Origin of the sequence: Bacillus cereus group sp. Bce019, from assembly GCF_051781745.1 — a bacterium.
In the GTDB taxonomy this organism is placed as follows: domain Bacteria; phylum Bacillota; class Bacilli; order Bacillales; family Bacillaceae_G; genus Bacillus_A; species Bacillus_A cereus.
On the sequence record NZ_JBPWJX010000017.1, the window covers coordinates 1 to 13,117 of the forward strand.

Here is a 13,117-nt window from a genome sequence, read left to right on the forward strand (position 1 = left end):
CTCCAGATAAAACAGTATTGAGTCCATCATATCAGATGGACTCTTTTTTTACTGTCTACCTATAGGGGATAATACCACAGCACGGATGCTGCAAACCTTTTGTATTTGACGATATAATTTCATGCAATACAACTTTTACATTAAATAACGTAAATATATATAAGCATGTGATAACAAAAGTGCAACAATAGTTAATGGTAAACCGATTTTTAAGAAGTCCATATAAGAGAAGCCATGTCCTTCGCGTTTTGCAATACCAGCAACGACTACGTTTGCAGATGCTCCGATTAGTGTTCCGTTTCCTCCTAAGCAAGCTCCAAGAGATAACGCCCACCATAGTACTTCGATTTGCGGAGAATCGACAGATAGTCCGAGTCCTATAGCTAAGTCTTGAATAAGAGGGATCATCGTTGCGACAAATGGGATGTTGTCGATTGTCGCAGATGCGATGCCAGATACCCATAAAATAAGTATAGCTGCGAATCCGATGTCACCGTTTGTTACATCGATTACTTCTCTTGCAAGTGAAGAGATAAGTCCGATATCAATTAACCCGCCAACGAGAACGAATAGTCCGGCGAAGAAGAAAATGGTTACCCATTCAACGTGGGCAAATACATCTTCAATATCATGTTCTTTCACGCCGATTAACATAAGAAGTGTAGCGCCTGTCATCGCTATAACGGCAGCGTCTACATGAATAATCGAATGAAGTACGAAGCCTAAAATAGTTAGTCCTAAAATCGAAATAGATTTTAAAAGGAGGCTTTGATCCTTAATATAATCTTTTTCATTTAATGCCATTAGTTTTTCGATTTGTTCAGGTGTTGTTTTTAGTTTGTTACGGTACATGAAGTAAATAATGCCAAGTGTCACAATAGAAATAATAATTACGATTGGAGCTAAGTTAAGTAAAAAGGCGTTAAAGTCTAAATGCTTGTTTGCTGATCCAATCATAATATTAGGTGGATCACCGATTAATGTTGCTGTTCCGCCTATATTTGAAAACAGCACTTCTGAAATCAAATAAGGCACAGGATTTACTTTTAAAATACGTGTAATGGATAATGTAACAGGAACGATTAATAAAACAGTCGTTACATTGTCCAAAAATGCTGATCCGACAGCAGTTAATAGGGATAGTAATAATAAAATGCGAATCGGTTTTCCGCCAGCTGCTTTTGCCGCTTTAATGGCCACAAATTCAAAGACGCCTGATTGACTCGTAATATGTACGAGAATCATCATCCCAATTAAAAGGGTAATCGTTTCCCATTGAATATGTGATGTGAAAGCAGTATGTAAATCTACAACTCCAAAAATAATCATAATAGCAGCACCGAATAGTGCGATTACAGCACGATTCAATTTCTCAGAAATAATAAATCCGTACGTGATTAAAAATACGGCAATTGCAAAATAATATTGCCAATTTGCTACTTCATGTGCTGACTGTTCCAATCATGTCACCTTCTTTAAATTATGTAATCAATTTTCGAAATGTATCTCGCTGCAGTAATACGGGATAAAATATATTGTAGCAAATTCAAAAAAGAAAGAAAACTATTTAACAAAGTGAAGGAAAAAATGTATTTTTTACATATCATATAAAAAATATAAAAAACACAGTGCAAATTATTAGGAAAAGTGAGCGTTGTCCTCTAATATAGAGATAGCAATTTGCATTATTTTTGCGTAAAATGGTTTAAAGAGGTGAATTCCGATGGAAATAGTAAAAGATAGTTCTCTTATTCAAAATGAAATTGAACGTTTTGTAAATAAAGATGTATATATTCATTTAGAAACGACAAACGGAGCGTATGCATCACACATAAATGAAAAGATGATGACAGTTGGTGCTTTCATTCGAAATGCGATTATCCGTTTTGAACGCGGGAAGATAACTGGAACAAATCCATACCGAGTTGGTCTGAAAATGGATCACGGTTGGGTATATGCTGAAGGTATTACGCACTGGGAAGTAGACGATCAAGAGCGTTTATTATTAGCTGGACATGATAATTTAGGTCGTCTAGCAGTTGCACTTGAGTTAAGCTTAACACCATTTAAGTAAGAAGGAGGGAAACTTATGGAGAGACATGTACTTGTTGTATTTCCGCATCCAGATGATGAAGCATATGCTGCGGGAGGAACAATTCGCTTATTAACAGATCAAGGAGTACCTGTAACATATGCATGTGGTACTCTAGGACAAATGGGACGTAACATGGGTAAGAACGTATTCGCTAACCGTGAAACGATTCCACATATCCGTAAGAAAGAATTGAAAGATGCTTGTGAAGCGATGGGTATTAAAGATTTAAGAATGCTTGGCTTCCATGATAAAACGTTAGAATTTGAAGATGTTGATTTCGTTGCTGACAAAATTGAAGCAATCATTCAAGAAGTAAATCCATCTCGAATTATTACATTTTATCCAGAGCACGGTGTACATCCAGATCATAATGCATTTGGCCGCGCTGTCGTTCGCGCTGTATCACGTATGCCAAAAGAAGAGCGCCCAGTTATTCATGCTGTTGCGATTACGAAAAATCGTGAGGCAGTATTAGGAGAACCGGATGTTGTAAATAACATTAGTGAAGTATTTGATCATAAATTAACTGCACTAGGTGCGCACCGTTCACAAACAGAAGCAATGCTGGAAGATACGCATGCAAAAATAAAAAACAAAGATGCAGCAACATTAAAATGGCTGCAACTTGAACAGTTTTGGACTTATAAATGGGAGTAGGCTAGAAGGATATCTTCTAGTTGCTCTTACATAGAAAAAGCGCCGTCACTTGTGATGGCGCTTTTTCTTGTTGAAGACTATATATTTTTTAGGGTGCTTCAAAATTTTAAAATTAACGTGCAGTATAGCCTCCATCAACAAGAAGTGTTGTACCGTTAACAAAACTAGCATCATCACTTGCTAAAAATAAGACAGCTTTAGCGACTTCTTCTGGTGTTCCAAGTCTGCCTTGTGGATGAAGTGAAGCTAAATATTCTTTCTGTTGAGGATTAACACTACCTAGTAAAGGGGTGTCAATATAACCAGGGCACACCGCGTTAATACGTATTCCATATTTAGCGTAGGCAGTACATAAATTTTGAGTTAATAGTTTCACACCACCTTTTGCAGAGGAGTATGCTGTTGGTGTAGGTAATGAAACAAAACTATGAATCGAACCAGCGTTAACGATGACACCACCTGTACCTTGTTTAAGAAATTGTTCAATCGAATATTTATCAGAAAGGAATACCCCAGACAAATTAATATCAATAGTTCTTTTCCACTTTTCATAGGATAATTCGTTTGCCGGAGCATCATCAGCAACGCCGGCATTGGCATACATAATATCTAATTTACCATATGTACTTACTGTCTCATGAATTAGCTGTTTAATATCTGCCTCTTTTGTTACATCGGTTTTAATAAATAACGTATTATATCCATGTGCATTCAATTCATCTGATAGTTCTTTTCCACGTTCAGAAAAGTCAGCAATAACTACTTTTGCACCTTCTTCGATAAAAAGACGAACAGTAGATTCGCCAATTCCACTTGCACCACCAGTTATGATTGCTACTTTGTCTTTTAATTTCATATAAACCTCTCCATTCATCAATGAATTTAAGTCGAATTTTTAAATCTTGTTACTAAATTATTAACCTTAAATAGTAAGTAGATAGAAGAAAAAGCTCGCGTTTACTTAATCGTGAGAGTGCTATTTTTTTATTGTAATTTTTTATACAGTGAAGGAAGAAAATATTAATTAGGTCAATTTTATCATTGGATTGAATATTCAGTAAAGTATTCTCGAATAGAGTGAGTGCTGAAGTTAAACTACCAATCTATATAGATAGAACGAGAGAGACTACATATAGTTGCTTTTTTATTTTATTAATTAACAAATTTTCAAACTTGCTGATGATGTAATGGAATTAAATAAGTCGGTTGTTTTTAGATTGAATCAGAACTGAAAACAGCAAAAATAAAATGTTAAATAATAATTATTTATTGAAAAACGATAAATATCATGATATTATCAAATTGAAAATTAGTAAGAGAGGTGCTTTTTATAAAATGTAAAACGAATGTTACGTACTAAAAAGGAATTGATAGAAATTAGGAAAATTATATATTTTAATAGCAAAATGAGAAAAGGGAGTTAGAGCATGATTAATAAAACAGTAAAGAAAGTTATCTTGATTGTAGGTGGTTTGTATATTACATATTTAGTAGGTGTAGTTATTTTAGCGGAATCTATACCGTATCCTACATCTCAACAACTTAAAGAAGCCGAAAAAGTAGTTGAACGCTATGTAGGTGAAAATAATGGAGTGAAAATGATAAATACATCTAGCAGCTTCACGGCTGAGATGTTCGATCGGAAAATTCATATTGAAGGGAATTCAAAGGAGAATCCGGAACAAGTATATCGAATGGATTTAGATCAAGTTTCTAATGACAGTGAAAAAATAACCGAAAAATCGATAAATACAGTTTGTAAATCAAATGACGGGGGAAAGAATTTTACGTGTGCTGATGCTGAATAGCTAAAAGTAGGATCCTTAGCAGAGTAACTGTTGATAACCATTACTCTAGTTAAACAGGAAAAAGCCTCGCAGGGGGGCGAGGCTTTAAAACAGGGTATTAAAAATTATCGGTTCATTAAGAATAATTTCTTTTGAATAAACTAATTTTAGCATGATAACTCATGTATATGTGTTACGAATTTATGAACAAAAAATCAATAATAAGAATATAGAAAAGATAATAATTTATTTAGAATCTGTATCATTACATAAAGTTAGAGTGGAGAAGAGAGTATACTTTTGTATGGTGTAATAAAGATATAGTCCGCCTACAGAAATAGGCGGGCTATTTTTTATAAAGAAAAGACAACTTAAGGTAGAGCCCTTGTTAAGAAATAGGATAAAGACAAGACTTTTTCAGAAGAAATAAGATCGTTCAAAAGATAAAGATATTGTATTGAAACACGTCATTATTCGTGGACTAAGTTATATTTTTGATAAAAAATCTTTAAAAAGCATTATAATCCCTAGAAGAGATAAGACTTCAATTGAAAACCAAAATACACTTTTTTGAGGTTTTTTAAACTCCATTAGTATGGAGAAAAATAAAAAGATAGCAATGAGAAAAATAATTAAGAGACGAAGTATATCAAACATCAATAGCACTCCTAATAGTTAATTTGTTTCACTATATAGTTATTTCCAATATTACAGAATTTAAGAAGTGGCTTATTAATATTAAAGCAAAAAGTTCTCAGAATCTATGAATTAAAAATAAAAAAATTTTCGAACTACTGAGCACCGGTGGATTATATATTAATTAATTTAGCAATTGAAAGAGTTTTTTTAAAATCTTGTAAAAGCCCGATTGGTGAGGGCTGATTAAAGTTTCACTTTATTTGTTTTCTTTTTTATATAAAGCCTTAGAACTGGAATTTAGTAATGGTTAATAAGAAACATATATTTTGAATTATTTAATAGAATAATATATATTTATATTGATTTAGTGATTTTAGATTGTTAAAAATGGGGAAATCGATATGAAGGTTAAATTTGCCGTAATAAAAGATGAGAGCTTTGATTGTAGTTTATTGGAAACAAAATTATTGAAAACTTTTAAAGAAGTAGATTGTGAAGCAGATATTGTAAAAGTTGAGGATGAAATTTTTGAAAACAATGATATACAAACGCATTTATCAGAAATAACCATTCATGTTACTGGAAAAAATATCGGATATAGATCCGTTTCAGCCAGTATATTTATTGTTCTAGAGAGTTTATCAATACAGCTATTTCGTATTCATATTAGTATACATTAAGCAGCTAAAAAAGTGGATTCTTCAGAAAATCATATTGATTATATTGAGGTGTCAATATGAAAACAATAGAAATTATCGTAGGTGCTCCCGTATGTTGGATTGCACCTTGTTTGTTGTTAAATAAACAAGGGATTCCTTTTAAAATTTTAATCTATCTTAACGCTAATTTATAAATAGGAGAATGGAAACATGTGAGTAATTCAATTAGATTGCACAAATAATTTGGTACACGGATATACGGAAGGTATTCACAGGTAAGAAGGTTGTCTCATAATATATATAGATTTTTCTATTAAGATGAACAGAGGGTGTGAATATATGGAAGATGTTTACGCTAAAATTGACAGTCTCAAGGCGGAGCAAAAAGAAATTATGAGAGATATTCGAAATTTAGAAACGCGTACCACTATTAATGAGAAAGACATAGCAACAATCAATAAGCAATTAGAAAAAATAAGTACAAACACAACTTGGATTTTGCGAATTATTATTAGTGCAATAATAATGTCAGTTTTAGGATTGATATTAAAAGGAATGATTTAGTCTTGTGAAATAGAACGATTTAAAAGAAAGAGGGGAGCTCCCTCTTTCTTTTATGTAAATGAGAAGCTATAAATTTTCCGTTCCCTTTTCATCTGCATATTTTTCCTCTAAAGAAATTAATAGAGGAATGGATACAGTTACTAGAATGATTAGAGTAGTTATAAAAGATTTAGAAAGAGAAAAAGAACCTTCAATTAAAGGTAATAAAAACTTGAATGAAAGTATACTTGTTATTAAGGAAATTACTAAAAAGCTCAAAAGAGATATATTTTTATTCTTTATAGATGTCTCTATAAGGTCTTTAACACAGGTTATTATGACAAATATAGTTAATATGATAAGAGAAACAAAATAATGTGTTAAATTCGTCATACTAATAGTAGGGTCGTCTATTATGTAAGCAAGTAACTTAGATACTAATATTCCTCCAAATAATAAAATAATAAAAGCAAGTAATCCTTCCAATATATAAGTGCTCAAATTGTCTTTCTTGTTAAAGAGTTTATAGTTTAGAGTAGATTGGGTTATTTGAATTAGGAATAGGCTAATAATCCATACATAATATACAATTGGTAATTCTCCTGAGAATAGAGAAATTAGAAAGTTTACTACTGTCCTTAAAATTTCAATCATTACGAAAGTCCTCCTGTTTGTAAGCTTGTGACATTAAAATATGCTAGTCTATCGTTTAATAATTAAACTTGCGAATTCAAACTATTTCTAATTATTCCATAAAAAGGTGGCTGCATCAAGTTATCTTTTTAACAATCCTCCAAGGCCGAGCACTAGTAAAAGAAACGCAATATGTAATATAATTGAAAAAGTATATTTAAAAATCAATGTTAATATTACCCTCCTATAAGTATTAACATACGTAATTGAGGTGTTTTCTTTGTTGTTTTATGACCGGATTTCTATAATGGCCCCTCCTGTTCCGTAGCTAAGGAAAGTCTTTTTATTTCTGAGATTTTCAAAGTTATAGGAGGGTATGAAAAATGAAAAAAGTCTCAGTACCATCACTTTTGTTAATGATTATTCTTGTCGCATTTCCGCAAATTAGTGAAACGATTTACACACCGTCTTTACCGGACATTTCAAAGGCGTTACATGTAAGTAATAATGAGGTGCAATTAACACTTAGTGTGTATTTTGCTGGATTTGCGTTAGGTGTATTTTTTATTGGGTGGTTATCAGATATAATTGGTCGTCGCCGAGCGATGTTACTTGGAATTGTCATATATGGCGCTGGGAGTTTCTTATGCTATATTGCAAGTTCCATTGAAGTTTTATTGATAAGTCGTTTTATTCAAGCGTTTGGAGCAAGTGCAGGATCCGTGGTTACACAAACGATTCTTCGGGAAAGTGTAGAAGGGCATAAGCGGCATGTTATGTTTGCTCAAATCTCGGCAGTCATTGCTTTTACACCAGCGATAGGACCGTTAATTGGGGGCTTTCTTGATCAAATGTTTGGTTTTAAAATAGTATTTTTAAGTTTAGTAGTTATGAGTGTCGGAATTTTGCTGTATACATTTGTTTCTCTTCCAGAAACAAAAACGGATGCAGTGACGAATCAAATAAATGTGTTTTCTGTTTTAAAACGGTTGATTACAAATCCGAAAGTAGTAACATACGGTCTATTAATTGGAGGAGCGAATGGTGTTTTATTTAGCTATTATGCAGAAGCGCCGTTTATCTTTATTGAATACTTTCAATTATTGCCTAGTATGTATGGATTTCTAGGAATTGTTGTAGCATCTGCTTCTATTGTTGGAGCGAAAGTTTCGAAACGTTTACTTGCTACTTATAAACCAGAGAAAATTATATATATCGGTTGTCTCGTAATGACAGGAGGAGCTATCCTTTTATCTGTTATTACGTTTGTGGGATCAAATCCGAATGTAATATATATGGTTGTATTTTTAATAGCGATGTTTATATTGCTATTAGGAATTGGAGTAGCATTACCTAATTGTTTAAGTTTAGCGTTAGTAGATTTTCAAGATGTCATTGGTACAGCTGGAGCGTTGTTTAGCTTAGGATACTATGTAATTGTAACGATGACAATTTGGGGAATGAGTCAATTGCATACGGGCTCGTTACTGGTGATGCCACTTTATTTTCTAGTTATTGTAGTTATAATGGCAGTGTTTACTAGGGTATTTATCTTTGGTAAGCAAACTTCGAAATCGATTTAAATATGAAATTGTAAAAGAGTCTCATTTTTTAATGAGACTCTTTTATATTTTGGCTGGGGTAAAGAAGTTAGTAGTTTATTAATATATTAAATTTCTCATTGGTATATAAATCGAATGTGTGGGAAATTACGTTATCAACTATAAAGGTTGAAGTATTTGACATATGAAACCGAGGAAGAAATGCTCTCCTCTGTTATTTATATTGTAATAATATACATGCCGGAATCATATTGAATAGATGTATTTTATTGTTAATTTAGTTAAAAATTAATTAGACTTATATATAATAATTTATTGAAAAAATAATTGAATTTTTCAGATTAATGAATTAATATAAGGTAAGTAATTTTAAGATTTATAGAATATTGGAAGATGAAAGGTTTTGAGAATTTTATTAGGAGCACAAAACGATTTTAGGATAGCTTTAAAGCTAGTGTAAAATGACGTTTGCTTCATCATTTTCAGGGCCGAAAGGAATTAGGGGAAAGCATCTTGTGTTAAAATGCGGCTATGAATCATCTAAGAGGGGGAAGTGAAGTGGCAAACAAAGAATTGAAAAGAGGTTTAGAGGCACGTCATATTCAAATGATTGCTTTAGGCGGAACAATTGGTGTTGGTTTGTTTATGGGTTCAGCCAGCACGATTAAATGGACAGGTCCGTCAGTAATGCTTGCTTATGCAATTGCAGGTATTTTCATCTTCTTCATCATGCGTGCCATGGGAGAAATGTTGTATATGGAGCCAAGTACAGGCTCATTTGCGACATTCGGTCATAAGTATATTCATCCACTAGCTGGTTATATGACAGCGTGGAGTAACTGGTTCCAGTGGGTTATCGTTGGGATGTCAGAAATTATCGCAGTTGGAGCGTATATGCAATATTGGTTCCCAGATTTACCAGCTTGGATACCAGGTATAATTGCAATGGTTATTCTTGGTGCAGCTAACTTAATTTCTGTTAAGTCATTTGGTGAATTTGAATTTTGGTTTGCGATGATTAAAATCGTTACGATTCTATTAATGATTATTGCGGGATTTGGACTTATTTTCTTCGGGATTGGTAACGGCGGAGAAGCGATTGGCGTATCTAATCTTTGGTCAAATGGCGGTTTCTTTACAGGTGGTTTCTCAGGATTCTTCTTTGCTTTATCACTTGTAGTTGGTGCATACCAAGGTGTGGAATTAATCGGTATTACTGCTGGTGAAGCGAAGGATCCGAAGAAGACACTTACAAAAGCGATTCAAAGTACAATTTGGCGTATTTTAATTTTCTACATTGGTGCTATTTTCGTTATTGTAACTGTGTATCCGTGGGATCAATTAAGTACAATTGGTAGTCCGTTCGTAGCGACTTTTGCGAAAGTTGGTATTACGGCAGCAGCTGGACTTATTAACTTCGTTGTCATTACAGCGGCAATGTCTGGTTGTAATAGTGGTATTTATAGTGCTGGACGTATGCTTTATACGTTAGGGGTAAATGGACAAGCACCGAAATACTTCACGAAACTTTCTGGAAATGGTGTGCCTTTATTCGGTACAGTTGGCGTAATTATCGGTCTGGCGGTTGGTGTTGTTTTAAGTTACATCGCACCGAAAAACTTATTCGTATATGTATACAGCGCGAGTGTACTTCCTGGTATGGTACCATGGTTTGTCATTTTAATTAGTCAAATTAATTTTAGAAAAGAAAAGGGAGCAGAGATGAAAGATCATCCGTTCAAAATGCCATTTGCTCCTGTTACAAACTATTTAACGATTGCCTTTTTAATTATGGTATTAATCGGTATGTGGTTTAACAATGATACTCGTATTTCACTAGTTGTAGGTATTATTTTCTTAGCTATCGTTACAATTAGTTTCTATGCCTTTAGAATAGGGAAGCGAACTCCGTTAGACGTTCAAAATAATAAAGAGATTTCAAGTAAATAAAGAAAAGGCTGTTCATCTGGAACAGCCTTTTCTTATATTTACTTCTAAATTATAGATGGTGAAATACTGCTATGTAAAAAAATACCCTCTTTTTTATGCAAGCTGTACTGATAGTCTAGAAGGAGTTTATTTCTAAAAAGAAGAATTTTTTACTGTATTACTTTATCCAAAACTAAATGTAAAGGTGGATACATAATGACAGTAAAGAAACTTTATTTCATCCCAGCAGGTCGTTGCATGTTGGACCATTCGTCTGTTAACAGTACGTTAACACCGGGAAAACTATTAAACTTGCCGGTGTGGTGTTATCTTTTGGAGACGGAAGAAGGTCCTATTTTAGTAGACACAGGTATGCCAGAAAGTGCAGTTAATAATGAAGGGCTTTTTAACGGTACATTTGTTGAAGGACAGATCTTACCGAAAATGACTGAAGAAGATAGAATCGTGAATATATTAAAGCGTGTAGGGTATGAGCCGGACGACCTTTTATATATTATTAGTTCTCACTTACATTTTGATCATGCAGGAGGAAACGGTGCTTTTACAAATACACCGATTATTGTGCAGCGAACGGAATATGAGGCAGCACTTCATAGAGAAGAATATATGAAAGAATGTATATTACCGCATTTGAACTACAAAATTATTGAAGGGGATTATGAAGTGGTACCAGGTGTTCAATTATTGTATACGCCAGGTCATTCTCCAGGCCATCAGTCGCTATTCATTGAGACGGAGCAATCCGGTTCAGTTTTATTAACGATTGATGCATCGTATACGAAAGAGAATTTTGAAGATGAAGTGCCGTTCGCAGGATTTGATCCAGAATTAGCTTTATCTTCAATTAAACGTTTAAAAGAAGTTGTGGCGAAAGAGAAAACAATTGTTTTCTTTGGTCATGATATAGAGCAGGAAAAGGGTTGTAGAGTGTTCCCGGAGTATATATAGTGCAAAAAGTCATGAGTTCGCGTGCTCATGACTTTTTCGTTTAAATAATTTTTTTAAATAAATTATAAACTTTTTTTGAACTATCTTCGTTTAACTGATAGTACGTAAGGTTTACATCATCAGGAGTATCTTGCTGAGCAATCATCACTTCGCTGCTGTGATGATCAACTACCCATATGAAATATTTTTTATAAGTCCCATCCTCGAAAGTAATCCACATATCACAATCTATTAAATCTGATCCTTCTTCATCCAATGTTAATTTTCCTTTTTTTGCGGTATTCATACTGTTAATAAATGTTTTTAATTCATCTGTTCTTGTGAGAAAGATATCCTTTTTTGTTTTAATTGATTCGACATGTATATCTTTTATTTCCTGTTTACCTAAAAAAACAGGAGGCTGATTTGGATCTCGCGAGCTTGAAATAATAGTAGCTTTCTTTTTCGGTTTGTTTGCAGTATAGAGATCTTGAATAGATTTTCCCGAGTTTACAAACCATACAATTCCAGAAATAATTAATACGCTACCTAGCAATAAAATAATTTTTTTAATAGGATTTTCTCCTCTCTATTACTTCGTGTGAAGAGCTTTTCTATTAATATATGATAGGTAAGCGTAAAGTATTATAGTTGAACTTGGTTATGCTTCACAGTTTTTATCGGGCGATCTATGAGTAAATTGTAAGTGAGCCCAATTAATACGAAAATGCCACCGATAACTTTCCCGATTGAGAGTTCATTTGTCAGGAAGAAATCAATAATAGTCCCCGCAAATAATTGTCCGATAAAGATGAGTAATGTTAAATAAAAGGCTGATATTTTAGGAGTAATATAGTTGGATAATGAAATAACGATAACGCCTACTAATCCGCCTAAGTACACGGCGATAGGAATAGGTTGCAACTTATGAATAGGGATATACAATGAATCTGAACTGAAAATTAAAAATAACATAGAGAAAAATAATCCAGTAATATAATTAAAAAACGTGCCTTCCCAGTTTCCAATTTCCTTTGCTAAATTCGCGTTAATAATTCTAGCAACGACGATAGAAACACCAGCTAAAATAGCGATCGTAATATATAACATATTTTTACCCCCATTAATAAATTGTCATGATAATAATCCCAGAAGAGATGAATGCTAATCCAACTAGTTTTTTCTTTTCAAACTTTGCAATTTTCATTCCTAATAAGCCGAAATGATCAATAATGATGGAAGCAATGGATTGGCCGAGTAAACTTAATGCGATCGTAATAGAGGCACCAAGGACGGAGAAACTTATATTATTAAAAAGAACAGTAAATACTCCAATCGCTCCAGCGCTATATAAAAAAAGCGGAATACCTTTATCGAAATGAATTTTATGTTTGTTTAAGATTAAAACGAAAATAACTGCAATTAAACCGACAAGGTGAATGACGACGCTTGCTGTATACTTCCCAATTAACTCGGATAAAATTCCATTCAATGGAAGCATAACGGCGATGAGCACACCAATAAAGACAGAAAGAAAGTTATACAATGTAATATCCCCTTTATATTTCATATTTGTAATGACTGTATCATGCTGAAATTGTGTATTGTTATGACATATGTCATAGTGGAAGAAGAAAATTTTGATTACAATGGGGATGAGTTGTA

The 13,117-nt window shown here is 33.3% G+C and carries 14 protein-coding genes; 8 read left to right on the forward strand and 6 right to left on the reverse strand.

From position 1 onward, the window contains the following. Positions 1–135 precede the first annotated feature (135 nt). On the reverse strand, positions 136–1,461 hold the full coding sequence (locus ACS2QP_RS20135; RefSeq protein WP_063536992.1) for an ArsB/NhaD family transporter: 1,326 nt from the start codon (positions 1,459–1,461) through the stop codon (positions 136–138). Between the two features lie 262 nt (positions 1,462–1,723). Here ACS2QP_RS20135 and ACS2QP_RS20140 point away from each other — a divergent pair, with 262 nt between their 5' ends. Beyond that, positions 1,724–2,074, forward strand: a complete 351-nt coding sequence (locus ACS2QP_RS20140) for a YojF family protein (RefSeq protein ID WP_000407045.1) — start codon at positions 1,724–1,726, stop codon at positions 2,072–2,074. Between the two features lie 15 nt (positions 2,075–2,089). Next, positions 2,090–2,752, forward strand: coding sequence for a bacillithiol biosynthesis deacetylase BshB2 (bshB2, locus tag ACS2QP_RS20145; RefSeq protein WP_000439483.1), 663 nt, complete (start codon positions 2,090–2,092; stop codon positions 2,750–2,752). Between the two features lie 112 nt (positions 2,753–2,864). Here bshB2 and ACS2QP_RS20150 read toward each other — a convergent pair whose 3' ends face one another. Further along, positions 2,865–3,608 (reverse strand): SDR family NAD(P)-dependent oxidoreductase, encoded by a 744-nt coding sequence (locus ACS2QP_RS20150; RefSeq protein ID WP_000768018.1) that lies wholly within the window; start codon positions 3,606–3,608, stop codon positions 2,865–2,867. Positions 3,609–4,179: 571 nt separating this feature from the next. Between ACS2QP_RS20150 and ACS2QP_RS20155 the strand changes: the two genes are divergently transcribed. The 3 genes from ACS2QP_RS20155 (at position 4,180) to ACS2QP_RS20165 (ending at position 6,401) form a co-directional block, all read left to right on the forward strand. After that, positions 4,180–4,560, forward strand: coding sequence for a hypothetical protein (locus ACS2QP_RS20155; protein ID WP_088351483.1), 381 nt, complete (start codon positions 4,180–4,182; stop codon positions 4,558–4,560). 1,019 nt (positions 4,561–5,579) lie between these two features. Further along, positions 5,580–5,858: a hypothetical protein gene (locus ACS2QP_RS20160; RefSeq protein WP_063536990.1), complete on the forward strand. Its 279-nt coding sequence runs from the start codon at positions 5,580–5,582 to the stop codon at positions 5,856–5,858. 318 nt (positions 5,859–6,176) lie between these two features. Next, positions 6,177–6,401, forward strand: a complete 225-nt coding sequence (locus tag ACS2QP_RS20165) for a hemolysin XhlA family protein (protein WP_000390462.1) — start codon at positions 6,177–6,179, stop codon at positions 6,399–6,401. Positions 6,402–6,467: 66 nt separating this feature from the next. Here the strand turns inward: ACS2QP_RS20165 and ACS2QP_RS20170 are convergent, their stop codons facing one another. Beyond that, complete coding sequence (locus ACS2QP_RS20170) at positions 6,468–7,034, reverse strand: DUF5823 family protein (protein ID WP_438882766.1); 567 nt, start codon at positions 7,032–7,034, stop codon at positions 6,468–6,470. Between the two features lie 362 nt (positions 7,035–7,396). On the opposite strand from ACS2QP_RS20170, the gene ACS2QP_RS20175 reads away from it, so the two are divergent. The 3 genes from ACS2QP_RS20175 to aiiA all read left to right on the forward strand — a co-directional run bounded on the left by ACS2QP_RS20175 (position 7,397) and on the right by aiiA (position 11,473). Then, a complete protein-coding gene (locus ACS2QP_RS20175; protein WP_438882767.1) occupies positions 7,397–8,596 on the forward strand; it encodes a multidrug effflux MFS transporter in 1,200 nt (399 codons plus the stop codon). A gap of 537 nt (positions 8,597–9,133) precedes the next feature. After that, the gene (locus tag ACS2QP_RS20180; RefSeq protein ID WP_332284468.1) at positions 9,134–10,525 is read left to right on the forward strand and encodes an amino acid permease; all 1,392 of its coding nucleotides are present in this window, start codon (positions 9,134–9,136) and stop codon (positions 10,523–10,525) included. A gap of 195 nt (positions 10,526–10,720) precedes the next feature. Beyond that, entirely contained in the window at positions 10,721–11,473 is a 753-nt protein-coding gene (aiiA, locus tag ACS2QP_RS20185; RefSeq protein ID WP_332284470.1) for a quorum-quenching N-acyl homoserine lactonase AiiA, read from the forward strand. 40 nt (positions 11,474–11,513) lie between these two features. Here the strand turns inward: aiiA and ACS2QP_RS20190 are convergent, their stop codons facing one another. From ACS2QP_RS20190 to ACS2QP_RS20200, 3 genes are all read right to left on the reverse strand, one after another. Further along, positions 11,514–12,008: a hypothetical protein gene (locus ACS2QP_RS20190; protein ID WP_326264419.1), complete on the reverse strand. Its 495-nt coding sequence runs from the start codon at positions 12,006–12,008 to the stop codon at positions 11,514–11,516. 89 nt (positions 12,009–12,097) lie between these two features. Next, positions 12,098–12,562 carry a DMT family transporter gene (locus tag ACS2QP_RS20195; RefSeq protein WP_153582381.1) on the reverse strand — a complete coding sequence of 155 codons (465 nt, stop codon included), beginning with the start codon at positions 12,560–12,562 and terminating at the stop codon, positions 12,098–12,100. Between the two features lie 13 nt (positions 12,563–12,575). Beyond that, the gene (locus ACS2QP_RS20200) at positions 12,576–13,022 is read right to left on the reverse strand and encodes a DMT family transporter (RefSeq protein ID WP_063536983.1); all 447 of its coding nucleotides are present in this window, start codon (positions 13,020–13,022) and stop codon (positions 12,576–12,578) included. Positions 13,023–13,117 lie beyond the last annotated feature (95 nt).

Bases quoted from the DNA above. Each gene is read 5' to 3' on its own strand.
- ACS2QP_RS20160 (WP_063536990.1), top strand. From the start codon at position 5,580: ATGAAGGTTAAATTTGCCGTAATAAAAGATGAGAGCTTTGATTGTAGT.
- ACS2QP_RS20140 (WP_000407045.1), top strand. From the start codon at position 1,724: ATGGAAATAGTAAAAGATAGTTCTCTTATTCAAAATGAAATTGAACGT.
- bshB2 (WP_000439483.1), top strand. From the start codon at position 2,090: ATGGAGAGACATGTACTTGTTGTATTTCCGCATCCAGATGATGAAGCA.
- ACS2QP_RS20155 (WP_088351483.1), top strand. From the start codon at position 4,180: ATGATTAATAAAACAGTAAAGAAAGTTATCTTGATTGTAGGTGGTTTG.
- ACS2QP_RS20200 (WP_063536983.1), bottom strand. From the start codon at position 13,022: ATGAAATATAAAGGGGATATTACATTGTATAACTTTCTTTCTGTCTTT.
- ACS2QP_RS20150 (WP_000768018.1), bottom strand. From the start codon at position 3,608: ATGAAATTAAAAGACAAAGTAGCAATCATAACTGGTGGTGCAAGTGGA.
- ACS2QP_RS20165 (WP_000390462.1), top strand. From the start codon at position 6,177: ATGGAAGATGTTTACGCTAAAATTGACAGTCTCAAGGCGGAGCAAAAA.
- ACS2QP_RS20170 (WP_438882766.1), bottom strand. From the start codon at position 7,034: ATGATTGAAATTTTAAGGACAGTAGTAAACTTTCTAATTTCTCTATTC.
- ACS2QP_RS20175 (WP_438882767.1), top strand. From the start codon at position 7,397: ATGAAAAAAGTCTCAGTACCATCACTTTTGTTAATGATTATTCTTGTC.
- aiiA (WP_332284470.1), top strand. From the start codon at position 10,721: ATGACAGTAAAGAAACTTTATTTCATCCCAGCAGGTCGTTGCATGTTG.
- ACS2QP_RS20195 (WP_153582381.1), bottom strand. From the start codon at position 12,562: ATGTTATATATTACGATCGCTATTTTAGCTGGTGTTTCTATCGTCGTT.